This window comes from Roseovarius sp. PS-C2 (genome assembly GCF_018862045.1).
In the GTDB taxonomy this organism is placed as follows: Bacteria; Pseudomonadota; Alphaproteobacteria; order Rhodobacterales; family Rhodobacteraceae; genus Roseovarius.
In genome coordinates this window covers 34,240-56,290 of the sequence record NZ_JAHKSQ010000001.1, presented here as the reverse complement: position 1 = coordinate 56,290, position 22,051 = coordinate 34,240, and the positions used below count along the sequence as shown (strand labels likewise).

Annotated in this window: 20 protein-coding genes; 13 read left to right on the top strand and 7 right to left on the bottom strand. The window is 65.0% G+C overall.

The window, feature by feature from the left end:
* Positions 1-4 precede the first annotated feature (4 nt).
* Both KPG71_RS00270 and KPG71_RS00265 read left to right on the top strand, forming a co-directional pair.
* Entirely contained in the window at positions 5-958 is a 954-nt protein-coding gene (locus KPG71_RS00270) for a TAXI family TRAP transporter solute-binding subunit (protein WP_216335895.1), read from the top strand.
* Positions 955-2,745, top strand: a complete 1,791-nt coding sequence (locus KPG71_RS00265) for a TRAP transporter fused permease subunit (protein ID WP_216335893.1) — start codon at positions 955-957, stop codon at positions 2,743-2,745. The genes KPG71_RS00270 and KPG71_RS00265 overlap by 4 nt, the downstream gene beginning before the upstream one ends.
* Positions 2,746-2,836: 91 nt before the next feature.
* On the opposite strand, the gene grxD is transcribed toward KPG71_RS00265, so the two are convergent.
* The 5 genes from grxD to purL all read right to left on the bottom strand — a co-directional run bounded on the left by grxD (position 2,837) and on the right by purL (position 6,263).
* Positions 2,837-3,199, bottom strand: a complete 363-nt coding sequence (gene grxD, locus KPG71_RS00260; protein WP_216335890.1) for a Grx4 family monothiol glutaredoxin — start codon at positions 3,197-3,199, stop codon at positions 2,837-2,839.
* 3 nt (positions 3,200-3,202) lie between these two features.
* Positions 3,203-3,475 (bottom strand): hypothetical protein, encoded by a 273-nt coding sequence (locus KPG71_RS00255; RefSeq protein WP_216335888.1) that lies wholly within the window; start codon positions 3,473-3,475, stop codon positions 3,203-3,205.
* Between the two features lie 7 nt (positions 3,476-3,482).
* On the bottom strand, positions 3,483-3,749 hold the full coding sequence (locus KPG71_RS00250) for a hypothetical protein (protein ID WP_216335886.1): 267 nt from the start codon (positions 3,747-3,749) through the stop codon (positions 3,483-3,485).
* A 4-nt stretch (positions 3,750-3,753) separates the two neighbouring features.
* Positions 3,754-3,996 (bottom strand): BolA family protein, encoded by a 243-nt coding sequence (locus tag KPG71_RS00245; protein ID WP_216335884.1) that lies wholly within the window; start codon positions 3,994-3,996, stop codon positions 3,754-3,756.
* A 101-nt stretch (positions 3,997-4,097) separates the two neighbouring features.
* Positions 4,098-6,263 carry a phosphoribosylformylglycinamidine synthase subunit PurL gene (purL, locus tag KPG71_RS00240; protein WP_216335883.1) on the bottom strand — a complete coding sequence of 722 codons (2,166 nt, stop codon included), beginning with the start codon at positions 6,261-6,263 and terminating at the stop codon, positions 4,098-4,100.
* 136 nt (positions 6,264-6,399) lie between these two features.
* On the opposite strand from purL, the gene KPG71_RS00235 reads away from it, so the two are divergent.
* Together KPG71_RS00235 and KPG71_RS00230 are read left to right on the top strand one after the other, a co-directional pair.
* Positions 6,400-7,431, top strand: a complete 1,032-nt coding sequence (locus KPG71_RS00235) for a pyridoxal-phosphate dependent enzyme (RefSeq protein ID WP_216335880.1) — start codon at positions 6,400-6,402, stop codon at positions 7,429-7,431.
* Positions 7,428-8,558, top strand: coding sequence for a Xaa-Pro peptidase family protein (locus tag KPG71_RS00230; protein WP_216335879.1), 1,131 nt, complete (start codon positions 7,428-7,430; stop codon positions 8,556-8,558). The genes KPG71_RS00235 and KPG71_RS00230 overlap by 4 nt, the downstream gene beginning before the upstream one ends.
* A 260-nt stretch (positions 8,559-8,818) precedes the next feature.
* On the opposite strand, the gene KPG71_RS00225 is transcribed toward KPG71_RS00230, so the two are convergent.
* A complete protein-coding gene (locus tag KPG71_RS00225; RefSeq protein WP_216336677.1) occupies positions 8,819-9,724 on the bottom strand; it encodes a LysR family transcriptional regulator in 906 nt (301 codons plus the stop codon).
* Positions 9,725-9,893: 169 nt separating this feature from the next.
* On the opposite strand from KPG71_RS00225, the gene KPG71_RS00220 reads away from it, so the two are divergent.
* The 3 genes from KPG71_RS00220 to murI all read left to right on the top strand — a co-directional run bounded on the left by KPG71_RS00220 (position 9,894) and on the right by murI (position 15,103).
* Positions 9,894-13,313, top strand: a complete 3,420-nt coding sequence (locus KPG71_RS00220) for an indolepyruvate ferredoxin oxidoreductase family protein (RefSeq protein ID WP_216335877.1) — start codon at positions 9,894-9,896, stop codon at positions 13,311-13,313.
* 91 nt (positions 13,314-13,404) lie between these two features.
* The gene (locus tag KPG71_RS00215; RefSeq protein ID WP_216335876.1) at positions 13,405-14,268 is read left to right on the top strand and encodes a lysophospholipid acyltransferase family protein; all 864 of its coding nucleotides are present in this window, start codon (positions 13,405-13,407) and stop codon (positions 14,266-14,268) included.
* Positions 14,269-14,290: 22 nt separating this feature from the next.
* Complete coding sequence (gene murI, locus KPG71_RS00210) at positions 14,291-15,103, top strand: glutamate racemase (RefSeq protein ID WP_216336676.1); 813 nt, start codon at positions 14,291-14,293, stop codon at positions 15,101-15,103.
* Between the two features lie 156 nt (positions 15,104-15,259).
* Here the strand turns inward: murI and KPG71_RS00205 are convergent, their stop codons facing one another.
* Positions 15,260-16,549, bottom strand: coding sequence for an ArgE/DapE family deacylase (locus KPG71_RS00205; protein WP_216335875.1), 1,290 nt, complete (start codon positions 16,547-16,549; stop codon positions 15,260-15,262).
* A gap of 203 nt (positions 16,550-16,752) precedes the next feature.
* On the opposite strand from KPG71_RS00205, the gene argC reads away from it, so the two are divergent.
* The 6 genes from argC to KPG71_RS00175 all read left to right on the top strand — a co-directional run bounded on the left by argC (position 16,753) and on the right by KPG71_RS00175 (position 22,045).
* Entirely contained in the window at positions 16,753-17,781 is a 1,029-nt protein-coding gene (argC, locus tag KPG71_RS00200) for an N-acetyl-gamma-glutamyl-phosphate reductase (RefSeq protein ID WP_216335874.1), read from the top strand.
* A gap of 18 nt (positions 17,782-17,799) precedes the next feature.
* Positions 17,800-18,270, top strand: a complete 471-nt coding sequence (gene ccmE, locus KPG71_RS00195) for a cytochrome c maturation protein CcmE (protein WP_216335873.1) — start codon at positions 17,800-17,802, stop codon at positions 18,268-18,270.
* A gap of 84 nt (positions 18,271-18,354) precedes the next feature.
* Positions 18,355-18,966 carry a holin-associated N-acetylmuramidase gene (locus KPG71_RS00190; protein WP_216335872.1) on the top strand — a complete coding sequence of 204 codons (612 nt, stop codon included), beginning with the start codon at positions 18,355-18,357 and terminating at the stop codon, positions 18,964-18,966.
* Positions 18,957-19,544, top strand: coding sequence for a holin family protein (locus KPG71_RS00185; RefSeq protein ID WP_216335871.1), 588 nt, complete (start codon positions 18,957-18,959; stop codon positions 19,542-19,544). Before KPG71_RS00190 ends, KPG71_RS00185 begins: the two co-directional genes overlap by 10 nt.
* 75 nt (positions 19,545-19,619) lie before the next feature.
* Complete coding sequence (locus tag KPG71_RS00180) at positions 19,620-21,590, top strand: heme lyase CcmF/NrfE family subunit (RefSeq protein WP_216335870.1); 1,971 nt, start codon at positions 19,620-19,622, stop codon at positions 21,588-21,590.
* Positions 21,587-22,045: a cytochrome c-type biogenesis protein gene (locus KPG71_RS00175; protein ID WP_216335869.1), complete on the top strand. Its 459-nt coding sequence runs from the start codon at positions 21,587-21,589 to the stop codon at positions 22,043-22,045. The genes KPG71_RS00180 and KPG71_RS00175 overlap by 4 nt, the downstream gene beginning before the upstream one ends.
* The last annotated feature ends 6 nt before the right edge of the window (positions 22,046-22,051 follow it).

The window sequence follows — 22,051 nt, the reverse complement described above, 5'->3', positions numbered from 1 at the left end:
TATCATGAAAATCCGTTCCATCACCGCTGCCGTTCTGCTGGCAGCCACCGCAGCGCTGCCCGCGCAGGCGGAAACCCGCGTGACATACAAATCGGCGAAAACCGCGTCGTCCTATTACCAGATGGCCGTGCAGATCGCCGAGGCGATGCAGGAGGCCTCGGGCGGCGAGATCAGCGTCACGGTCGAGGAAAGCCAGGGCTCGGTCCAGAACGTGATGGAGGTGCGTGCGCGCGGTGCCGATTACGTGTTCACCACGCCCCCAGCGCTGGTCGGGCTGGCGCAGGGTGGCAAGGCGATGTTCGAAGGCAAGGGCGATCCGGCCTTCGACGAGATTCGCGCGCTGTTTCCGATCCCGTCACTGACCATGCATTTCGTGATGTCCAATGACAGCGGCGTGACCGGTTTTGCCGATATGGCGGGCAAGACGATCCTGCTGGGCAAGGGCAGTTTCGGTGCGCGCGAGGGTGAAAAATACCTTGGCCTGTTCGGTATCGCGGATCAGGTGAACATCGCCGATGTGGAATTGTCCAACGCGGTTCCGGCGCTGAAGAACGGGCAGATCGACGGGTTCGTGACCGCCGGGTCGTGGCCCGCGCCCAACGTGGTCGAGGCCGCGGCCTCGACCGGGGTGACCGTTCTGTCGCTGAGCGACGAGGAAATCGCCGAGACCAAGCGCGCCAGGCTGGTCATTCCGGCGGGCACCTATGCGGGGCAGGATGCGGATATCACCACCACCTCGCTGCCGGTCGTGGCCTTCACCACCACCAAGATGGATGACGACACCGCCTATCTGCTGACCAAGACCTTCTGGGAGGAAAAGGACAGGATGGCGGAGGCCGCCAAATGGTGGGCCGGTGTGGATACCGGGCTGATGGAGAACATCACCGGCAAGATCCACCCCGGCGCCGTGCGCTATTACGAGGAGGCGGGCATCGCCCTGACCGACGCGCAGAAGTGAGCACGATAACCTCCGACACCCCCGTGCAGGCCGGGCCTGCGCGGGCGATCTGGGCCAGCTTTGCGCTGGCCTCTGTCGTTTTTCACATCGGTCTGGTGTTTTTCGGGCTGGTGCCGAACCTCGTGAGCCGCCCGCTGCATCTGGTGTTCGTGCTGCCCTGGGTGCTGATCTGGGGCCGGGCCGGGTGGTCTCTGGCCTCGGGCGCGGTACTGGCGGTTTCGGGAGCGGCGGCGGCGCTGTGGGTGGTGTGGAATCAGGGCGCGCTGGCCGATCAGTACGGGTTTCTGGAGGGACAGGGGCAGGTGGCCATCGCCGCCGTCCTGATCCTCGTGGTGCTGGAGGCCGCGCGCCGCGCGATCGGCTGGCCCTTGCCGCTGGTGGCGGCGCTGGCGCTGCTTTACGGGCTCTATGGCCAGCATATTCCGGGCCGTTTCGGGCATTCGGGCACGCCGGTGGAAAGTTTCCTCGGCACGCTGGTGATTGCCGAGGGCGGGCTGTGGGGCAGCCTGACCGCGGTGTCGGTGAACGTGGTGTCGATCTTTGTCATCTTCGGCGCGGTGCTGAACGCGGGCGAGGCCGGGCAGGGCTTCATGAACGTGGCGGCGGCGGCTGCGGGCCGGTTGCGGGGCGGGGCGGCCAAGGTGTCGGTCCTCAGTTCGGCGCTGTTCGGCTCGATCTCGGGGTCGGCCTCGGCCAATGTGGCCTCGACCGGGGCGATCACGCTGCCCGCCATGGAAAAGCTGGGCTATCCCAAGCGCATCGCCGGCGCGGTCGAGGCCGTGGCCTCGTCGGGCGGGCAGATCATGCCGCCGCTGATGGGGGCGGGCGCCTTTGTGATGGTCGAACTGACCGGCACACCCTACACGGGCATCATGGCCGCTGCCGCGCTGCCGGCGCTGCTGTATTTCTGGGCGGTGTGGATCGGGATCGACGGCTATGCCCGCCGCTTCGACCTGCGCGGCCTGCGTGCTGAGGATCGCCCGGCGGGGCGGGATGTGGCCATAACCTCGGCCTTTTTCCTGGTGCCTTTCGCGATCCTGCTATGGGGCATGTTCGGGCTGGGGGTGACGCCGCAATATGCCGCCTGTCTGGCGATCCTCGGCGCGGCGTGTCTGCTGATACTGGGGGGCGATCTGCGGATCGACCTGCGCCGCGCGTTGACACGGGCGGAAAACGCCGTGCTGGCGGCGGCGCGGCAGGTGGCGCTGATCGGGTCGATCATCTTGTGCGCGTCGCTGGTGATCGGTGTGCTGGGGGTGACGGGGCTTGGGGTCAAGCTGACCTCGCTGATCCTGTCGGCTTCGGGCGGGATGCTCTGGCCGTCGCTGCTGCTGACCGCCATTGCCTGCCTTGTGCTGGGGATGGAGGTGCCGACGACGGCGGCCTATGTGATCTGCGTGTCGGTCGCCGGTCCGGCGCTGACCCAGCTGGGGCTGGAACCGTTGCAGGCGCATCTGTTCGTCTTCTGGTATGCGCTGTTGTCCACCATCACGCCGCCGGTTTGCGGCGCGGTGTTCATCGCATCGGGCATGATCGGGGAGAACTGGCTCAAGGTGGCGCTGACGGCGATGACGCTCGGGGTCGGGCTCTACCTGATCCCGCTCGGCATGGTGGCGAACCCGGCGCTGATCGCTCTGGCCGCCACGCCGGAGGCCGCGCTGCTGGCAGCGGGAAAGATCGCCCTCGGACTGGCCTTGATCAGTTGGGCACTGGTGCGCAAAAAGGCGCCCTTGCTACGCGCGGGCGCCTTTGCGGCGGGGCTGGCGGCGGTACTCTGGCCGCTCTGAGCCGTCCCGTCCCTTCTTCTTGCCGGAAATATCCCGGGGGAGTCGCGCAGCGCGCGACGGGGGCAGCGCCCCCATCATCCCCCGGCACACCTCAGGCGTTGGCTTCGCGGATCTTGTCGGCGGCGTCCTTGTCGAAGGTGACGCCGTTCTGTTCCAGGAGCTGGTCCAGTTCGCCCGAGAGGGTCATTTCGGTGATGATGTCGCAGCCGCCGACGAACTCGCCCTTGACGTAAAGCTGCGGGATGGTGGGCCAGTCGGAATAATCCTTGATACCCTGGCGGATTTCCTCGTCGGCCAGCACGTTCACATCGGCATAGTCCACGCCCATGAAATTCAGCACCCCGGCGACGCGGCTGGAAAAGCCGCATTGCGGCATGTCCTTGGTGCCTTTCATGTAAAGCACCACGTCATTGGCTTTCACGGTGTCGGCGATACGGGTTTTCACGTCTGTCATTGTTTACCTTTCAGGACTGTTCTTCCCGGCATCGCGGGAGGATCGGGTTTTGGGTTCGGGCGGCTCGTAGCTGGGCGCGGTCTTGTCGATCGGGAAATCCGCCCGCCGGTTCATGGAAGGCCCGTGGCGATACCAGCGCCGGAATTCCAGCCATGCGGCCCAGACGAACAGGATGGCAAACGGGGCGATCAGCAGGAAGATGACGGGGTGCCCGCTCAGGATGTGGCCTTCGGGGAGCCCGAACGGGGAGAAACTGAAACTGTCGGTGGCTTGCACGCTACGCTCACTTTCCGGTCTGGCGCCGCTTCCCGCTGGCATGGTCCGGCACGAAGGCGCGGGCGTATTGCTGCGGGTCGCGGGTGACGCGCATGACGCTGCCATGACCGCCGCCCAATCCGCCCGAGCAATAGGCGATGTCGATCAGCTGATCGCCCTGTCCGGGGTCGCAGCCGCGCGCCGACAGGGTATCGGTTTTCACCCGCAGCACCGCGAGCAGGGCGGTGACCACGGCGATGGCGATCACGCTGACGATGATCGTGCCCGCGCCCATCGGATCAGCCGGGGGCCTTGGTGGTCAGGGCCAGCGCATGCAATTCGCCGGTCGAGCCGTCCATCTTGCCCTTGAGGGCGGCATAGACGGCGCGTTGCTGCTGGACGCGGTTCATCCCCTTGAACGAGGCATCCACCACCTCGGCGGCGTAGTGATTTCCGTCGCCTGCCAGATCGGTGATGGTGATCTGGGCATCGGGAAACTCCGCGCGGATCAGATCCTCGATTTCATGGGCTTGCATCGGCATGCGGGCATCTCCTGTTGGTCTACTCCCGAAGATGTAGAGCGCGGTCGGGGGCGGCGCAAGAGCGGGCGGCAGAACCGCCCGCCGATTGCTGCGTCACATCGTCAGGCGAAATGCGCGCCGAAGCTGGAGCGGAACTGTTGCGACAGTTCGTTCAGCGGAGCTTCGGATGCGCCGTAGCGCACCGTATCGCCGGTAAAGCGGCCCACGGTCTGCAGCGGCACATCGGCGCGGCCCGCTTCGATCATCAGCGCCTCGGCCTGATCGAAGTTGCAGGCCACCAGATAGCGCGCCTGGTCCTCGCCGAACAGGAAGGCGGTGTCGTCGCTGTCGAGATGCACGCCGACGCCCGCGGATTCGGCCAGTTCGAACGCGGCCAGCGCCAGCCCGCCATCAGACAGGTCGGTGCAGGCCTTGATCAGCGCATGGTTGGCGCGGATGAAATCGCCGTGGCGTTTCTCGGTGTCCAGATCGACGGCGGGGGCATCGCCTTCGACGCGGTTATAGACCTCGGCCAGCAGGGCGGACTGGCCCAGATGCCCGGTGGTGTCGCCCACGAGGAGGGCGACATGGCCCTCGCGCACCTCGCCGGTGATCGCCGTTTCGGGATCGCGGATCAGGCCCACGGCCCCGATGGTGGGGGTGGGCAGGATCGCCTGACCGTCGGTTTCGTTATAGAGTGACACGTTGCCCGACACGATGGGCATGTCCAGCGCCGCGACCGCCTGACCGATGCCTTGGATCGCGCCGACGAACTGGCCCATGATCTCGGGCTTTTCGGGATTGCCGAAGTTCATGTTGTCGGTGGTGGCCAGCGGTACCGCGCCAAGCGCGGTGAGGTTGCGATAGGCCTCGGCCACGGCCTGTTTGCCGCCCTCGACGGGGTTGGCGCGCACATAGCGCGGCGTCACGTCCGAGGTGAAGGCCAGCAGCTTGTCGGTGCCGTGCACGCGGATCAGGCCCGCGCCTTGCCCCGGAGTGCGGGCGGTGTCGGCCATGACCATGGTGTCGTATTGTTCATAGACCCACTGGCGCGAGCAGTAGTTGGGCGAGGAAATGAGCGCGCGCAGCCCGTCGATGGGATCGACGCCCGGCACGGTATCGCTGTCCAGCGGGTCGGCCGCCGGGGTTTCCACCCAGGGGCGGTCGTATTCCGGGGCGTTGCCCGAGAGCGCCTTGAGCGGCAGGTCGGCCTTGACCGTGTTGTTGTGCATGATGAGGAAGCGATCCTCGGGGATGGTTTCGCCGACGATGGCGAAATCGAGATCCCATTTGTCGAACACCGCCTTGGCCTCGGCCTCTTTTTCGGGGCGCAGGACCATGAGCATGCGCTCCTGCGATTCCGAGAGCATCATCTCGTAGGCGGTCATGTTCTCTTCGCGGCAGGGCACGTCTTCGAGGTTGAGCCGGACGCCGAGATCGCCCTTGTCGCCCATTTCCACGGCGGAACAGGTGAGGCCCGCCGCGCCCATGTCCTGAATCGAGATCACAGCGCCGGTGGCCATCAGTTCCAGCGTGGCCTCCATCAGGCGTTTTTCGGTGAAGGGGTCGCCGACCTGAACCGTGGGGCGCTTTTCCTCGATGGTTTCGTCGAATTCGGCGCTGGCCATAGTGGCCCCGCCGACACCGTCGCGGCCCGTCTTGGCGCCGAGATAGACCACCGGCATGCCGACGCCCGAGGCGGCGGAGTAGAAGATCTTGTCCGCATCCGCCAGACCGGCGGCAAAGGCGTTCACGAGGCAGTTGCCGTTATAGGCCGGATCGAAGCGCACCTCGCCGCCCGCACAGGGCACGCCGAAGCAGTTGCCGTAACCGCCGACACCTTCGACCACGCCATGCACGAGCTGGCGCGTCTTGGGGTGGTCGGGTTCGCCGAAGGACAGCGAGTTCATCGAGGCGATGGGGCGCGCGCCCATGGTGAACACGTCGCGCAGGATACCGCCCACGCCCGTTGCCGCGCCCTGATAGGGCTCGATATAGGAGGGGTGGTTGTGGCTTTCCATCTTGAAGATCACCGCCTGACCGTCGCCGATATCCACGACACCGGCGTTTTCCCCCGGCCCGCAGATCACCTGCGGCCCTTCGGTGGGCAGGGTGCGCAGCCATTTCTTGGACGATTTGTAGGAACAATGCTCGTTCCACATGGCGCTGAAAATGCCCAGTTCGGTGAACGTGGGCTCGCGGCCAATGATATCGAGGATCAGTTGGTATTCGTCGGGTTTGAGGCCGTGGGCCTCGATCAGTTCGGGCGTGATTGCCGGGTCCTGCATGTGAATGGATTCCCCCTGGGTGGTCCGGTTGGGGTCTCTTTAGTGCATGGCGCGGGCCGGGGGAAGGGGCCGCGCGATCCTGCTTGACCGGAAGGGGGGAATGGCGTTGCTATGATGCGACGCATCGGGAGGGATCATGGACAGTCTGGACAATCCGTGGCGGGGCAAGGGCCTGCCCCAAGACGTGCTGCACGGCGCACCGGCCCCCAGCATCGACGCGGGTGCGGTCGAGGCGCTGCTGGCGCGCTGCACGGCGGCGGGGGAAACGCCGCTGGTCGAGGCGGCGGGGTTCGGCGCTCGGGTCTGGATCAAGGACGAGCGCGGGCGCATGGGGCTTGGCAGTTTCAAGGCGCTTGGCGCGGCCTATGTCATCGCACATGAGGCTGCCGCAACCGGCGCCAAGGATATGGCGAATGCGCTGAACGGGCGCACCTATGTCACGGCGAGCGCGGGCAATCACGGGTTGTCGGTGGCCGCCGGGGCGCATGTGTTCGGGGCGCGGGCGGTGGTGTACCTGTCCGACACCGTGCCCGAGGGGTTTGCGCAGCGCTTGCGCGGCAAGGGGGCCGAGGTGGTGCGCGCGGGCCGCGATTACGAGGCCAGCATGCAGGCCGCCGCCGATGCGGCGGACGAAAAGGGCTGGACCTTGCTGTCGGACAGTTCCTGGCCCGGATATTTCGACCTGCCGCATCGGTTGATGGAGGGCTATCTGGCGATGGCCGCCGAGGCCGCGCGCCAGATGCCGCAAGCGCCCACGCATATCCTGTTGCAGGCCGGGGTCGGCGGGCTGGCGGGGGCCTGTGCCGCGTGGTTCCGCCATGTCTGGGGCGACAGCCCCCGGATTGTCGTGGTCGAGCCCGAGGCCGCACCTGCGCTGATGGGGTCGATCAGGGCGGGACGGCCCGAGGAGAGCACGGGGCCGGTGTCGAACATGGGGCGGCTGGATTGCAAGGCGCCGTCGCTGATCGCGCTGAAGGGGCTGGCGCGGGATGCCGATGCGTTCGTGACGATCAGCGATGCCGAGGCGAGCGCGGTGTTGCCGGAGCTGGCCGTGCAGGGCCTTGCCACGACCGAGTCGGGCGGGGCGGGGCTGGCGGCGTTGCGGCTGATGGACCTGCCGGAGGAGGCGCGGGTTCTGTGCATCCTGAGCGAAGAGGCCGAGGCGTGAGCCGGGGCTTTCCGGTTGAAGAATATCGCGGACGGCTGGCCCGCGCGCAGGCACGGATGGGGGAGGAAGGGCTTGGCGCGCTGTTGCTGACGACCGAGCCGGAATTGCGCTATTTCACCGGCTTCCTGACGCGGTTCTGGGAGAGCCCGAGCCGCCCGTGGTTCCTGATCCTGCCGGTCAGCGGCGATCCGGTGGCGGTGATCCCGTCGATCGGCGCGGCGCTGATGTGGGCGACATGGATCGGCGATATCCGCACCTGGGCCGCGCCTGACCCCGAGGATGACGGCGTGAGCCTGTTGGCCGAGGCGCTGCAAGAGATGGGCGGCCCGGTGGGCGTACCGTCGGGGGCGGAAAGCCACCTGCGTATGCCGCTGGCGGATTTCGGGCGGGTCAAACGCGCGAGCGGGCTGACCTTCACCGATGACCGGGGGATCGTGGCGGGGTGCCGCGCGATCAAGTCCGGGGCCGAGATTGCCAAGATCGCCGAAAGCTGCGCGATTGCCGGACGGGCCTTCGCGCGCGTCGGCGAGATTGCCGCGCCCGGTGTGCCGTTGTCGCGGGTGTTCCGGGATTTCCAGCGCCTGTTGCTGGAGGAAGGGGCCGATTGGGTGCCTTATCTGGCGGGCGGCGCGGGCGCGCAGGGCTATGCCGACGTGATTTCACCGGCCACCGATACGCCGCTGGCGATGGGCGATGTGCTGATGCTGGACACGGGCGCGGTGCGTGACGGGTATTTCTGCGATTATGACCGCAATTTCGCCATCGGCCGGGCCAGTGCGGCGCAAAGGCACGCCCATGCACGGCTGATCGAGGCCACGCAGGCGGGGCTGGAGGCCGCACGCCCCGGCGCGCGGGCCAGCGATGTCTGGCGTGTCATGGCCGATATCGTGGGCGGCGGCGAGGGGGCGGGCCGTCTGGGGCATGGTCTGGGCATGCAACTGACCGAAGGGCTGTCGCTGACGGCGAAGGATCATACCGAGCTGCGCCCCGGCATGGTGATCACGCTGGAGCCGGGGATCGACATCGCGCCGGGGCGGATCATGGTGCATGAGGAAAATATCGTGATCACCGAAGGCGCACCGCGCCTGTTGTCGTCGATGGCGGGGCCGGACCTGCCGGTGATCTGACCCGCCTGTTCGGGCGATGGGCGCAGCGATGATGAATTGGGCGGTTTGAAAACCCCCTTGCGGCGTTTGCGCAAAAAAAAGGCCGAGCACTAAGCTCGGCCATAGTCCAACAGGGAGGTATGATGGTGACGCCAGAAGCAATCACCGTCACGAGCGGGATTTAGGGATATCGCGCGGTGCAATCAAGGGTAATAATGCTGCAGGCGCATCATGCCCGATATGCGTTGCGCGCATGCCTCAGTCAAAAAGCGCCCAAATCGTCAGCTTTCGGCATGTTCCTTGAGCTTTTTGCGGTAGGTGATGATCTCGTTCTGGACGAAATCGCGGAAGGCGGCGATGCGTTTGGAGTGGCGCAGTTCCTCGGGGTAGGCGAGGAACACGGGCACGTCGACGGAATGGACCTCGGGGAGGACGCGCACGAGGTTGGGGAAGTCCTGCGTCAGGTAATCGGGCAGAACGCCGATGCCCAGATTGTGCAGAACGCCCTGCAAGACGCCGAAATAGTTGTTCACCGTCAGGAGCGACGGGATGTCGTGCGTCATCAGTTCATTGATCAGCATCGCGCCCGCACCCACCTGCGCCGAGCGCGGATTCTGGCAGATCAGGCGGTGATGATGCAGATCGGCGGGCGTTTCGGGTGTGCCGCGCTGCGCGAGATATTCGGGCGAGGCATAGAGGCACATATGCACGCTCATCAGCCGCTTGCGGATCAGGTCGGCCTGGCTGGGTTCCTTCATTCGGATGGCGACATCGGCCTCGCGCATCGGCAGGTCCAGCACCCGCTCTTCCAGCATGAGGTCGATCTTGAGATCGGGGTACTTGTTGTAAAGATGCGGCAGGCGCGGCGCCAGCCACAGCGAGCCAAACCCCGTGGTGGTGGTGACGCGCAACTCGCCGAACACCTCTTCTTCGCTGTCGCGGATGCGCGCGGTGGCGGCATCGAGCCGCTTCATCATGGCGCGCGTGGCGTCGAACAGCAATTCGCCCTGCTCGGTGAGAATCAGCCCCCGCGCATGGCGGTGAAACAGGGTGGCGTTGAGTGATTCTTCGAGCGCACGGACCTGGCGGGAGACCGCCGATTGCGACAGGTGCAGCTGATCGCCCGCATGGGTGAGGCTGCCGGCATCTGCCACGGCGTGAAATATTCTGAGTTTATCCCAATCCATTCCTGCAACTTTCGATTCACTGGCGACACGGACACGCAATACCAGAAAATTCATTTATGGCCACAGGCTTACCTGTTCAATTTCGTGAAATATCCCTTGGTAGGTCATTAATTATGACCTATTATCGCCCTATATATAAGCACACCAATCGCACGGGAGGGCGCGAGCGATGAGCAAGCATACAGTATCCCTGAATGACCGCTACGACCTGGAAAAATCGCCTGTTCTGTTGAACGGTACGCAGGCGCTGGTTCGCCTGATGATCATGCAGGCCGCGCGGGACCGGGCGGCGGGGCTGAAGACCGCGGGCTATGTCACGGGATATCGCGGCTCGCCCCTGGGGGCGGTCGACATGCAGATGATGCGCGCCGAGAAGCCCCTGAAAGAGGCCGGTGTCCTGTTCCAGCCGGGACTGAACGAAGACCTTGCCGCGACCGCGCTGTGGGGAACGCAGCAGGCCGAGTTGCGCGGCGAGGGCAAGCATGACGGCGTGTTCGGCCTTTGGTACGGCAAGGGGCCGGGTGTGGACCGCTCGGGCGATGTGATGCGCCACGCCAACATGGCGGGCAGTTCGAAATACGGTGGCGTCCTGATGGCCATGGGGGACGACCATACCGGCGAATCCTCGACCGTGTGCCACCAGTCCGATTGGGCGCTGGTCGATGCCTATATGCCGGTGCTGTCGCCTGCCGGTGTTCAGGAAATCCTGGATTACGGGCTGTACGGCTTTGCACTGAGCCGCTTTGCCGGGGTCTGGGCGGGGTTGAAGACGATGAAGGACACGGTGGAAGTGACCAGTGTCGTGGATGGCAGCCCGGACCGGATGGAGTTTGTCGAGCCCGAGTTCGACATGCCCGAAGGCGGGCTGAACATTCGCCTCAACGATCACTGGATCCCGCAAGAGGCGCGGATGATCGATCACAAGAGGTTCGCGGCGGAAGCCTTTGCAAACGCGAATGAAATCGACAAACGTGTCTGGGGCAAGGCGGGCGCGAAGATCGGCTTTGTCGCGGCGGGCAAGAACTGGCTGGACCTCGTGCATGCGCTGGACCTGCTGGGCATCGACGAGGCCGAGGCCGAACGGTTGGGCCTGACCACCTACAAGATCGGGCAGACCTTCCCGATGGACATGAAGGGGTTTCACGACTGGGCCGAGGGACTGGAGCTGATCGTCGTGGTCGAGGAAAAGCGCAAGCTGATCGAGGTGCAGATCAAGGAGGCGATTTTCGACGACCGGCGCGGGCGGCGCGTCTATGGCTGGTACAAGGGCGGCGCGGGCGGCATGCACTCCGAGGAGCTGTTCCCGACGCGCATGGCGCTGGACCCGGTGATGATCGCCGAAAAGATCGGCACCATCCTGATCGAGGAAGGGCGCGGCACGGATCGGGTGAAGGCCGGTTTGCAAGCCATTGAAGAAGATAAGAAATCCGACAATGCAGAAGAGATCGCCGCGCGCTTGCCGTATTTCTGCGCGGGGTGTCCGCACAATACATCGACCAAGCTGCCGGACGGGTCGCGCGCCTATGCCGGGATCGGCTGCCACATCATGTCGCTGTGGATGGATCGCGGCACCAGCGGCTTTACCCATATGGGCGGCGAAGGGGCGAACTGGATCGGCGAGGCGCCGTTCTCGACCCGCGATCACGTCTTCCAGAACCTTGGCGACGGGACGTATAACCACTCGGGCATTCTGGCGATCCGGGCGGCCGTGGCCTCGGGCGTCACGATGACCTACAAGATCCTTTACAACGATGCCGTGGCGATGACTGGCGGGCAGGCCAACGAGGGCGATCTGACGCCCGAGAGGATCGTGCGCGAATTGCAGGCGGCGGGGGTCAGGGACATCGCCGTGGTCTATGACGCCAAGGAAGAACCCGAGCGCAGCGTGTTCCCCGGTGGAATCACCTGGCACGAGCGGGCCGAGCTGCCGGAAGTTCAGGAAAAATTTACCAAAATCAGCGGCGTATCTGCCATTGTTTACATCCAGACCTGCGCCGCCGAGAAACGCCGCCGCCGCAAGCGGGGCACCTTCCCGGACCCGGGCAAGCGGGTGTTCATCAATACCGATGTCTGCGAGGGCTGCGGCGATTGCGGCGTGCAGTCGAACTGTGTGGCCGTGGTGCCCGAGGAAACCGAGCTGGGCCGCAAACGGGCGATCGACCAATCCGCGTGCAACAAGGATTTCAGTTGTCTCAAGGGGTTTTGCCCGTCTTTCGTGACGCTGGAGGGCGCGAAAATCCGCAAGGAGGCGGTCAAGGGGTTCGATCTGCCCGACCTGCCGCTGCCCAAGCTGCCCGAGATTGACGGCACGCATAACGTGGTGATCACCGGCGTCGGCGGCACCGGTGTTGTGACCATCGGCGCGATCATGGCGCAGGCGGCGCAGCTGGACGGCAAGGGCGCAGGCATGATGGAAATGGCCGGGCTGGCGCAGAAGGGCGGCGCGGTGCATATCCATTGCCGCGTCGCCAATGACCCTGCCGATATCAGCGCGATCCGCGTGGCCACGGGCGAGGCGGATGCGCTGATCGGCGGCGATCTGGTAGTGAGTGCCGGGGCCAAGACCCTGGGGCTGACGCGCACGGGCCGCACTGGCGCGGTGGTGAACAGCCACGAGATCATCACCGGCGAGTTCACCCGCAACACCGAGTTTCGCCTGCCGACGGATCGGCTGAAACTGTCGCTCGAGGCACGTTTGCGCGACGACGTGCAACTGTTCGATGCGCATGAATTGGCGACGGCGACGCTTGGGGATTCGATCTTTTCCAACATGATCGTGTTCGGCGCGGCGTGGCAGCGGGGGCTGGTGCCCCTGTCGCTGGAAGCGATCCGCGACGCGATCACGCTGAACGGTGCGGCGGTGGAGCGCAATCTGCGCGCCTTCGACGTGGGCCGGTGGGCCGCGGTTTTCCCCGAAGAGGCACAGGCCTTGCTGACGCCCAACGTGGTGGAAAAGCCGAAATCGCTGGACGACAAGATCGCGTTCCGGGCCGATCAACTGGTCTCCTATCAGGGCAAGGGATTGGCCAAACGGTATCGCAAACTCCTGGACGGGATTGACGACGCCGAGGTGAAAGAGGCCGTCGCCAAGGGCTATCACAAGCTGCTGGCCTACAAGGACGAATACGAGGTCGCGCGATTGCTTCTGTCGACCCGTGACAAGGCGAAAGCCGAGTTCGACGGCGATTTCGAGATGACCTTCCATCTGGCGCCGCCGCTGCTGGCCAAGGCCGGTGCCGATGGCCGCCCGAAAAAACGCGAGTTCGGCCCGTGGCTGGAACGTCCGCTGCGGTGGCTGTCGAAGATGAAACGCCTGCGGGGCACGCCGCTGGACCCGTTCGGTTATACCGCCGAGCGCAAGATGGAGCGCGCGCTGATCAAACAATACGAGCGCGACATGGCCGAGGTGCTGCCGAAACTGGACGACGCCACGCAGGATGCGGTGGTCGCGCTGGCCGGGTTGCCCCTGCAGATTCGCGGCTTTGGTCCGGTCAAGCAGGCCAACGAGGCGAAGGCGGCCAAGCGGCGCGAGGAACTGTTGGCGGTGATCCGGCAGGGCGGCGCGCCGATGGCGCAGGCGGCGGAGTGATCGTCACGCATTTGTCGCAAAACTGTAACCGTATCTGGTCACTCCTGTCGCGATGATCTACCGCAAGGCCCGAATCGTACAGGATTGACCCATGCGCCAGGAGCGGCACATCGCGCGCGATATCAGCTATGCCCATTCCGCCCGCACCCGCAGCGGGCGGGTGATGATCCGCACCATGGAAAACCTGACGGGGCGGATCGGGCTGATCAAGCGCGCGCGGGGGTATGAGCACGAGATCGCGCAGGGCCGGGATTTCTGGCAGGTGATGGTGGAACGCTATGGCCTGACGCTGGACGTTGTGGGCGGCTCGCTCGACAGTATCCCGCGCGAGGGGCCGCTGATCCTGATCGCCAACCATCCTTACGGTATTCTGGACGGGCTCATGATGGGCCATATCCTGAGCCGGACGCGCGGCGATTTCCGTATTCTGGCGCATCAGGTGTTTCGCAAAGCCGAGGATGTCAGCCGCATCATCCTGCCGATCAGTTTCGACGAAACCAAGGAGGCCGTGCAACTGAACCTCGAGTCCCGCAAGCGCGCGCTGGAGTATCTGGGGCAGGGCGGGGCGATCGGGATTTTCCCCGGTGGCACGGTCAGCACGGCGGCGAAACCCTTTGCCCAGCCGATGGACCCCGGCTGGCGCGCCTTTACGGCGCGGATGGTGGCGAAATCCGATGCCACGGTGGTGCCGGTGTTCTTTGACGGGCATACCAGCCGGTTGTTCCAGGTGGCCAGCCATCTGCATACCACCTTGCGTATGGGCCTGTTGATAAAGGAATTTCGCAAGCGGGTGGATACCTCGGTGCGGGTGGTGGTGGGGCAGCCCATCGGGCGCGATGAACTGGAGGCGCGTGCCGGAGACAGCAAATCGCTTATGGCGTTCCTGCGGCACAAGACGTATGAGCTTAGCCCAAGGCCGGTTGATCCACGGGCAGTCGGCTTCGAGTTCGAATAGCGGCGCAGGGGCGCGGATCATCATGGCGGTTGGGATTTTCGACAGCGGGCTTGGCGGGCTGACGGTGCTGGACGCGGTGCAGAAACGCCTGCCCGACGTGCCGTTCGTCTATTACGGCGACAACGCACATGCGCCTTACGGGGTGCGCGATGCCGATGATGTTTACGATCTGACGACCAGGGCGGTCACCCGGTTATGGGAGGCGGGGTGCGATCTGGTGATCCTGGCCTGCAACACCGCCAGCGCCGCCGCGCTGCGCCGGATGCAGGAAAGCTGGGTGCCGCGCGACAAGCGGGTTCTGGGCGTTTTTGTCCCGTTAATTGAAGCACTTACCGAGCGTCAGTGGGGCGACAATTCCCCGCCGCGCGAGGTGGCTGTCAAACATGTGGCACTGTTTGCGACTCCGGCGACGGTGAGCAGTCGGGCGTTTCAGCGGGAGCTGGCGTTTCGTGCGATCGGCGTGGATGTGGAGGCGCAGGCCTGTGGCGGTGTGGTGGACGCCATCGAAGAGGGCGACATGATTCTGGCCGAGGCGCTGGTGCGCTCGCATGTCGATGCGCTGAAGCGCAAGATGCCGACCCCCGAGGCGGCGATCCTGGGATGCACCCATTACCCCTTGATGCAAAACGTTTTTCAGGATGCCCTGGGGCCGGATGTGCAGGTCTATAGCCAAGCCAACCTGGTGGCCGAGAGCCTTGCCGATTACCTGACGCGCCATCCGAACATGATGGGTGAGGGGACGGACTCGGCGTTTCTGACCACGGGCGATCCCAAGCGGGTGTCGAGCCGCGCCACGCAATTCCTGCGCCGCGAGATCACCTTTACCGCCGCCTGAGCGTTTCGTACGTTTTGTACGAAGTGTACGCGGGTTTTGTACGAAAATCGGGGGTGTGCGGGAGATTTGCGTCCATGAGGGGCGCAAATGCCGAGGGTGGGGCGCAAAGCGGCAGAGGCCGGTGTCCCGGCGCGATACCGGACATTAACATTTCCCTTACTCCCCGAGCGCCTCGGTTCCGCACCATTCGGCGATGAAGAGGGCCATGGTGATGGTCGTGCGGCGGATCGATTCGATGCTGACGCGTTCGTCGAAGCCGTGGATGTTTTCGGATTTCGGGCCGTAGCACAGCGACGGGATGCGATTGTAGAGCTGGTAGACGCGGGTATCGAGATAGCCCGGCGTGACGAAGGATTTCAGATCCTCGCCGGTTGCGCCGCGATGGGCGGCGTGCAGGACGGATTCGGCCTCGGTTCCCGGCTTTAGCACGTAGCCTTCGGAAAAGAAGCCGTTGAACGTGACCGTGGGCGGGGATTTGGACAGGTAGGAATCCTGCGCGGCGAAGGCGGCGATGCGGTCGGAGATTTCCTGCGCGGCCTCGGCGGCCTTCGTGCCCGGATAGAGCGCGATGCGGCAATCGAAGCGGCACCATGCGGGCACCGACGAGGCCCAGTCCCCGCCTTCGATCTTGCCGATATTGAGGTTGATCGGGTGGTCCTCGTCCTCGAAAAACGGGTGGTCGGCTTTTTCGGCGTTCCAGTCGCTCTGGACCTCGCGCAGGGCGGCAATCACGCGATAGGCGGCGTCGATGGCGTTGGCGCCGCTGCCCATTTCACGCACATGCACGGGGGTGCCGCGCACCTCGACCCGGAACCAGAGCGTGCCGACATTGGCCCGCACCAGCATTTCCTCTTCGGGTTCGGGGATGAAGACCGCATCGGCGGTATAGCCTTGCAGATAGGTCATCAGCGCGCCGTTGCCGGTGGATTCCTCTTCGACCACGGTTTGCAGGTGGACGCGTGCGGCAGGGGCGACACCGGCGCGGCGCAGGGCGTCGAGGGCAAAGAAGATCTGCGCCTGACCGGCCTTCATGTCGGCCCCGCCCCGGCCATAGAGCCAGTCGCCCTCGATATGGGGCTGAAACGGTGGGGCGGTCCACATGTCCTCGGGGCCGGTGGGGACGACATCGACATGCGATTGCAGGATCAGCGAACGCCCGCGTTCCTGCCGGGGCAGGCGGGTGCCCACTACTATGGGGGCGTCGGAATGGCTGTCGCTGTATTTGCCGCCGCCTTCGTGGGCTTCGATGGCAGCGCGGTCCATGTCGAACTGGTCGATCTGGTATCCGCGCTCGGCCATCTGGCTGGCGATGAATTTGACGATCTCATGCTCCTGCCCGCGGGTCGAGGGGAAGCGGATCAGGGTTTGGGTGAAGTCGAGTTGTTCATCGAACCCGTCGTTCACCGCCTGGATGATCTTGTCCTTGAGGTCTTGGGAAAGGGGCATGGGGGTATCCTGTTTCCGGGGCGGAGAGGCTCGCGGGCCGCGATTGGCCGATCCGACCCTTGGGTGTGATTTGCGCTTGCTGTTTTGCGTGGGAGTAAAGCCTGTGTCCTGTCGTGAATCAATGGGGCTGGCGGGGTTTTGCCCGCTCTTGGCAATCGCGTGTCCAGCATGTAGGCACATGCCGATCAATATCGGGGGCGGAGATGAGCCATAAAATCGCGATTCTGGGGGCCAGCGGGTATACCGGGGCCGAGCTTGTCCGGCTGATCGCCACCCATCCGGGGATGGAGATTGCCGCGCTTGGCGCGAATTCCAAGGCGGGGCAGAGCATGGCGCAGGTGTTTCCGCATTTGCGGCATCTGGACCTGCCCGATCTGGTCAAGATCGACGAGATCGACTTTGCCGGCATCGACCTGTGCTTTTGCGCCTTGCCGCACAAGACCAGCCAGGAGGTGATCAGCGCCCTGCCGCGTGACTTGCGGATCGTGGACCTGAGCGCCGATTTCCGGCTGCGTGATCCGGCGGCTTATGAAAAATGGTATGGGAACCCGCATTCGGCTGTCGAGTTGCAGAAAGAGGCGGTTTACGGGCTGACCGAGTTCTATCGCGATGAGATCAGGACTGCGCGGCTGGTGGCCGGGACGGGCTGTAACGCGGCGACGGGGCAGTATATTCTGCGCCCGCTGATCGGGGCCGGGGTGATCGACCTTGACGACATCATCCTCGACCTGAAATGCGGGGTGTCCGGCGCGGGGCGCAGCCTCAAGGAAAACCTGCTGCATGCCGAGTTGAGCGAGGGCTATCATGCCTATGCGGTGGGCGGCACGCATCGGCATCTGGGCGAATTCGATCAGGAATTCAGCGCGATTGCCGGGCGGGATGTGCATATCCAGTTCACCCCGCATCTGGTGCCGGCAAACCGGGGTATTCTGGCCACCGGGTATGTCAAGGGCGAGGCCGGGGCGATTCACGATGCGCTGGCCGCGCAATACGGGGACGAGCCGTTCATCGAGTTGTTGCCGATGGGCGAGGCGCCCAGCACCCGCCATGTGCGGGGCAGCAATTTCTGTCATATCGGCGTGGTCGCCGACCGTATCCCCGGCAAGACCATCGTGATCGCCGCGCTGGATAACCTGACAAAAGGTAGCAGCGGACAGGCATTGCAGAATGCCAATCTGATGCTAGATATTCAGGAAACCGAAGGTCTGATGCTGGCCCCGGTATTCCCGTGATCCGATTGGAGCAAGGCCATGAAATCGCTGAAGAAGAAACGCAGGGTGCAGGTTGTTCTCATTGCTGCGGTTGCGTTGATTGCCTCGGTGGGCCTGATCGGTTTCGCTTTCAAGGACGGGATCAACTTTTTCCGCTCGCCCAGTGAAATCGTCGCCGAACCGCCCGGCCCGACGGAAGTGTTCCGCATTGGCGGGCTGGTCGAGGATGGCAGTCTTGTGCGCGGGCAGGGTGAGGAAATCCGCTTCAACGTGACGGATGGCGGGGCCGTGGTGGCGGTAAGCTATACCGGCGTTCTGCCTGACCTGTTCGAGGAAAATCAGGGCATGGTCGGCATGGGCACCTATGACGGCGAAGTGTTCCGCGCCACCGAGATTCTTGCCAAGCACGACGAGGATTACATGCCCAAGGAAGTGGTGGACGCGCTCAAGGAGCAGGGCGTCTATCAGGACCCCGAGGGCGAGTATAACGGGCACAGCAGCGGAAGCTGAACGCCCGCTGCGCACGCTGTTCAAGCCAGTCGTTAACCTTTCACGGTCAGTCTTGCCCCGTCATGCGGCAGGAAGGACCGGATCATGCTCGGCGTATCGGATATCGCAAAACAGATCATCGCCCGCGAAGGGGGATTCGTGGATGACCCGGACGATCCGGGCGGGGCGACGAAATACGGCGTCACCATTCACACCATGCGTCGTTTGGGGATGGATCTGGATGGCGATGGCGCTGTGGGGGTCGGGGATGTGCGCCGCCTGAGCCGTGCGCAGGCCGAGGATATCTTTGTCGGGCAGTATTACCACCGCCCCCGCATTGACGACCTGCCCCCGGTGCTGCGTGCCAGCGTGTTCGACATGTATGTGAACGCGGGCGCGAATGCGGTGAAGATCCTGCAACGTCTGTTGCGCGACATGGGGCAGGAGGTGACGGTGGACGGCGTGATCGGGCCGCAAACCATCGCCGCCGCGCAACGGGTGGCGCGCGGCGCGCCGGATCATATCGCCGATGCCTACGGGATCGCGCGGCGCAACTATTACCTCGCCCTGGCCGACCGGCGGCCCGCCAGCCGGAAATACGCCCGCACCCGCGCGGGCGGCAAGGGGGGCTGGATCAGGCGGGCCGAGGAGTTCATTTCGCCCCGGTTTCATCTGAGCGAACAGGACTTTCGCGAAAGGGTGGCGGCATGGGGATGATCGAGCGGATCGTGACATTGTTCTTCGGCGACGGGCGCAACGTGGTGGCGCAGACCGCCGAGGTGTTTCGCGAAAATGCCGAGGCCGGGGCAGCGCGCGAGAGCGAACAGCGCGCGGCGGCGGTGGAGCAGTTCGGGGCCGAGTTCGGCCAGCCGCCGCGCGGCCGGTTCGATCGAGTCATGGACGGGCTGAACCGGGTGCCGCGCCCGGCGCTGGCGCTTGGGACGCTGGGATTGTTCGTGGCCGCGATGGTCGATCCGGTATGGTTTGCCGCGCGGATGCAGGGCATCGCGCTGGTGCCCGAGCCGCTGTGGTGGTTGCTGGGCGCGATCGTGAGTTTCTATTTCGGCGCGCGGCATCAGTTGAAGGGCCAGGAATTCCAACGCTTACTGGCGCGGACCCTGGCGCAAACGCCGGTGGTGCTGGAGAATCTGGACCGGCTTGAAAGCCTGCGCGCGGACAGCCCCGGCGTGGCCGATCCGGGCGCGGATGCGCGCATGGTACAGGAGGTGCTGCGCCCCGCCACCAACCCGGCACTGGCGGAGTGGCGGCGGCGCGACAACCGGCGGGGCCGCTGACCCCGCGACAATGTGATCACCGCGGCGTGCCGAATCCCGTTGGCCCGCCACGGTGAAAACGCGTATTATGCGCCCATGATTACAGAACTCGGCCACTTTGCCCTCGTCCTCGCCTTCTTCGTTGCCTGCGTTCAGGCGGTTGTGCCCCTTGTGGGGGCGCATAAACGCTGGCCCGGCTGGATGGCCGTGGCGGAACCGGCGGCGAATGTGCAATTCCTGCTGACCGCGACGGCCTTTGCCGCGCTGACCTATGCCTTTGTTACCTCGGATTTCTCGGTGCGGCTGGTGACGGTGAACAGCCATTCCGCCAAGCCGATGCTCTACAAGATCACCGGCGTGTGGGGGAATCACGAGGGGTCGATGCTGTTGTGGGTGCTGATCGTCACCCTGTTCGGGGCGTTCGCCGCGTGGTTCGGGGGCAACCTGCCACCGACGCTGAAGGCGCGGGTGCTGTCGGTGCAGGCGATGATCGGCGTGGCGTTCTTTGCCTTTATCCTGTTCACCTCGAACCCGTTCCTGCGGATGGGCGTGCCGCCCTTTGACGGGCAGGACCTGAACCCGCTGTTGCAGGACCCCGGCTTGGCCTTCCACCCGCCGTTCCTGTACCTGGGCTATGTCGGGCTTTCGATGACGTTTTCCTTTGCCGTGGCGGCCCTGATCGAGGGGCGCGTGGATGCGGCCTGGGGCCGTTGGGTGCGGCCCTATACGCTGGCGGCGTGGATTTTCCTGACCATCGGTATCGGGCTGGGAAGCTGGTGGGCCTATTACGAGCTGGGCTGGGGCGGATTCTGGTTCTGGGACCCGGTGGAAAACGCCAGTTTCATGCCGTGGCTGATCGCCGCCGCGCTGTTGCATTCGGCCATCGTGGTGGAAAAACGCGAGAGCCTCAAAAGCTGGACGATCCTGCTGGCGATCATCGCCTTCGGCTTTTCGATGGTGGGGGCGTTCATCACCCGGTCGGGGGTGATCACCTCGGTCCATGCCTTTGCCAGCGACCCCGAGCGGGGCGTGTTCCTGTTGCTGATCCTCGCGGTCTTCATGGTGGGCGCGCTGACGCTGTTCGCCGCGCGAGGCAACGTGTTGCAGGCCAAGGGGGTGTTTTCGCTGGTCAGCCGGGAATCGGTGCTGGTGATCAACAATGTGCTGCTGGCGGTTGCCGCCTTTGTGGTGTTCGTCGGCACGATCTGGCCGTTGGTCAGTGAAATGGCGTTCGACCGCAAGCTGTCGGTCGGGGCGCCGTTCTTCAATATGGCCTTCACGCCCTTCATGGTGGCGCTTGGGCTGATCCTGCCGGTGGGGGCGATGCTGCCGTGGAAACGGGGCAATCTGGCGCGCGCCATCCGGCCCTTGCGCGGGGCGTTCGTGCTGGCCGTGGCGGTGGGGGCGCTGGCCTTTGCGATGCAGACCGGGCGTAGTGCGCTTGGCCCCGTGGGGCTGTTTCTGGGGGCATGGCTGATGTCCGGCGCGGCGGTGGACCTGTGGAGCCGCACCGGACGCGGCGCAAACCGCCTGAGCCGTCTGACGCGCCTGCCGCGCGCCGATTGGGGCAAGGCGGTGGCGCATGCCGGTCTGGGCGTGACCATGGCCGGGATTGCCGGGGTCATGGCCTGGGAGGCCGAGGATATCCGAGTGTTGCAGGTGGGCGAAAGCCTGGACCTGGCGGGCTATACCGTCACGCTGGATGCCGTGCGGGACATCAGGGGGCCGAATTACGAGGCCACGCAGGCGGATATGATCCTGTCGCGTGACGGGGCCGTGATTTCGACCCTGCAGCCGGAGAAACGGTTCTACCCGGTGGCCAGAATGCCCACGACCGAGGCGGCGCTGGATAACGGGTTCCTGCGGGATGTCTATGTTGTCATCGGCGATCCGCAGGACAATGGCGGTTGGGCCGTTCGGACCTATTACAAGCCGCTGGCGAACTGGATCTGGGGAGGGTCGATCCTGATGGCGATCGGCGGTGCGCTGAGCCTGAGCGACCGGCGCTATCGCGTGGCCGCCGGTGCGCGCAAATCCACCCCCGCCGCCGGAGTGCCAGCCGAATGAAACGCCTGATCCTGAGCCTTGCCCTGTGCCTGCTGGCCGCGCCGGCGCTTGCGGTGCAGCCCGACGAGATGCTGGACGATCCGCAACTCGAGGCGCGCGCGCGCGATATTTCCTCCGGGCTGCGCTGTCTTGTGTGCCGCAACGAAAGCATCGACGATTCCAATGCCGGGCTGGCGCGCGATCTGCGTCTGCTGGTGCGCGAGCGGCTGGTCGCGGGGGACAGCGACGATGAGGTCGTGGAGTTCATCGTGGATCGCTATGGCGAATATGTGCTTTTGAATCCGCGCGCGACGGGATCGAACCTCGTGCTGTGGCTGGCGGGGCCTGCGATGCTGCTGGTGGGGGCCGGTCTGGGCTGGACCTATCTGCGCCGCCGGGAACGGGCCGAGGAAGGCCGGCTCGAGCCGCTGAGCGATCAGGAGGCCGAGCGCCTGCGCGAGATCATGAAGGACTGACGCGCC

What these genes read in the sequence shown, in the direction of transcription:
- murI (WP_216336676.1), top strand. Translation starts at nt 14,291, where the DNA reads ATGGCGGTTGGGATTTTCGACAGCGGGCTTGGCGGGCTGACGGTGCTG.
- argC (WP_216335874.1), top strand. Translation starts at nt 16,753, where the DNA reads ATGAGCCATAAAATCGCGATTCTGGGGGCCAGCGGGTATACCGGGGCC.
- KPG71_RS00175 (WP_216335869.1), top strand. Translation starts at nt 21,587, where the DNA reads ATGAAACGCCTGATCCTGAGCCTTGCCCTGTGCCTGCTGGCCGCGCCG.
- KPG71_RS00205 (WP_216335875.1), bottom strand. Translation starts at nt 16,549, where the DNA reads ATGCCCCTTTCCCAAGACCTCAAGGACAAGATCATCCAGGCGGTGAAC.
- purL (WP_216335883.1), bottom strand. Translation starts at nt 6,263, where the DNA reads ATGCAGGACCCGGCAATCACGCCCGAACTGATCGAGGCCCACGGCCTC.
- KPG71_RS00235 (WP_216335880.1), top strand. Translation starts at nt 6,400, where the DNA reads ATGGACAGTCTGGACAATCCGTGGCGGGGCAAGGGCCTGCCCCAAGAC.
- KPG71_RS00245 (WP_216335884.1), bottom strand. Translation starts at nt 3,996, where the DNA reads ATGCCGATGCAAGCCCATGAAATCGAGGATCTGATCCGCGCGGAGTTT.
- KPG71_RS00190 (WP_216335872.1), top strand. Translation starts at nt 18,355, where the DNA reads ATGCTCGGCGTATCGGATATCGCAAAACAGATCATCGCCCGCGAAGGG.
- KPG71_RS00215 (WP_216335876.1), top strand. Translation starts at nt 13,405, where the DNA reads ATGCGCCAGGAGCGGCACATCGCGCGCGATATCAGCTATGCCCATTCC.
- KPG71_RS00185 (WP_216335871.1), top strand. Translation starts at nt 18,957, where the DNA reads ATGGGGATGATCGAGCGGATCGTGACATTGTTCTTCGGCGACGGGCGC.
- KPG71_RS00270 (WP_216335895.1), top strand. Translation starts at nt 5, where the DNA reads ATGAAAATCCGTTCCATCACCGCTGCCGTTCTGCTGGCAGCCACCGCA.
- ccmE (WP_216335873.1), top strand. Translation starts at nt 17,800, where the DNA reads ATGAAATCGCTGAAGAAGAAACGCAGGGTGCAGGTTGTTCTCATTGCT.
- grxD (WP_216335890.1), bottom strand. Translation starts at nt 3,199, where the DNA reads ATGACAGACGTGAAAACCCGTATCGCCGACACCGTGAAAGCCAATGAC.
- KPG71_RS00180 (WP_216335870.1), top strand. Translation starts at nt 19,620, where the DNA reads ATGATTACAGAACTCGGCCACTTTGCCCTCGTCCTCGCCTTCTTCGTT.
- KPG71_RS00220 (WP_216335877.1), top strand. Translation starts at nt 9,894, where the DNA reads ATGAGCAAGCATACAGTATCCCTGAATGACCGCTACGACCTGGAAAAA.
- KPG71_RS00225 (WP_216336677.1), bottom strand. Translation starts at nt 9,724, where the DNA reads ATGGATTGGGATAAACTCAGAATATTTCACGCCGTGGCAGATGCCGGC.
- KPG71_RS00250 (WP_216335886.1), bottom strand. Translation starts at nt 3,749, where the DNA reads ATGGGCGCGGGCACGATCATCGTCAGCGTGATCGCCATCGCCGTGGTC.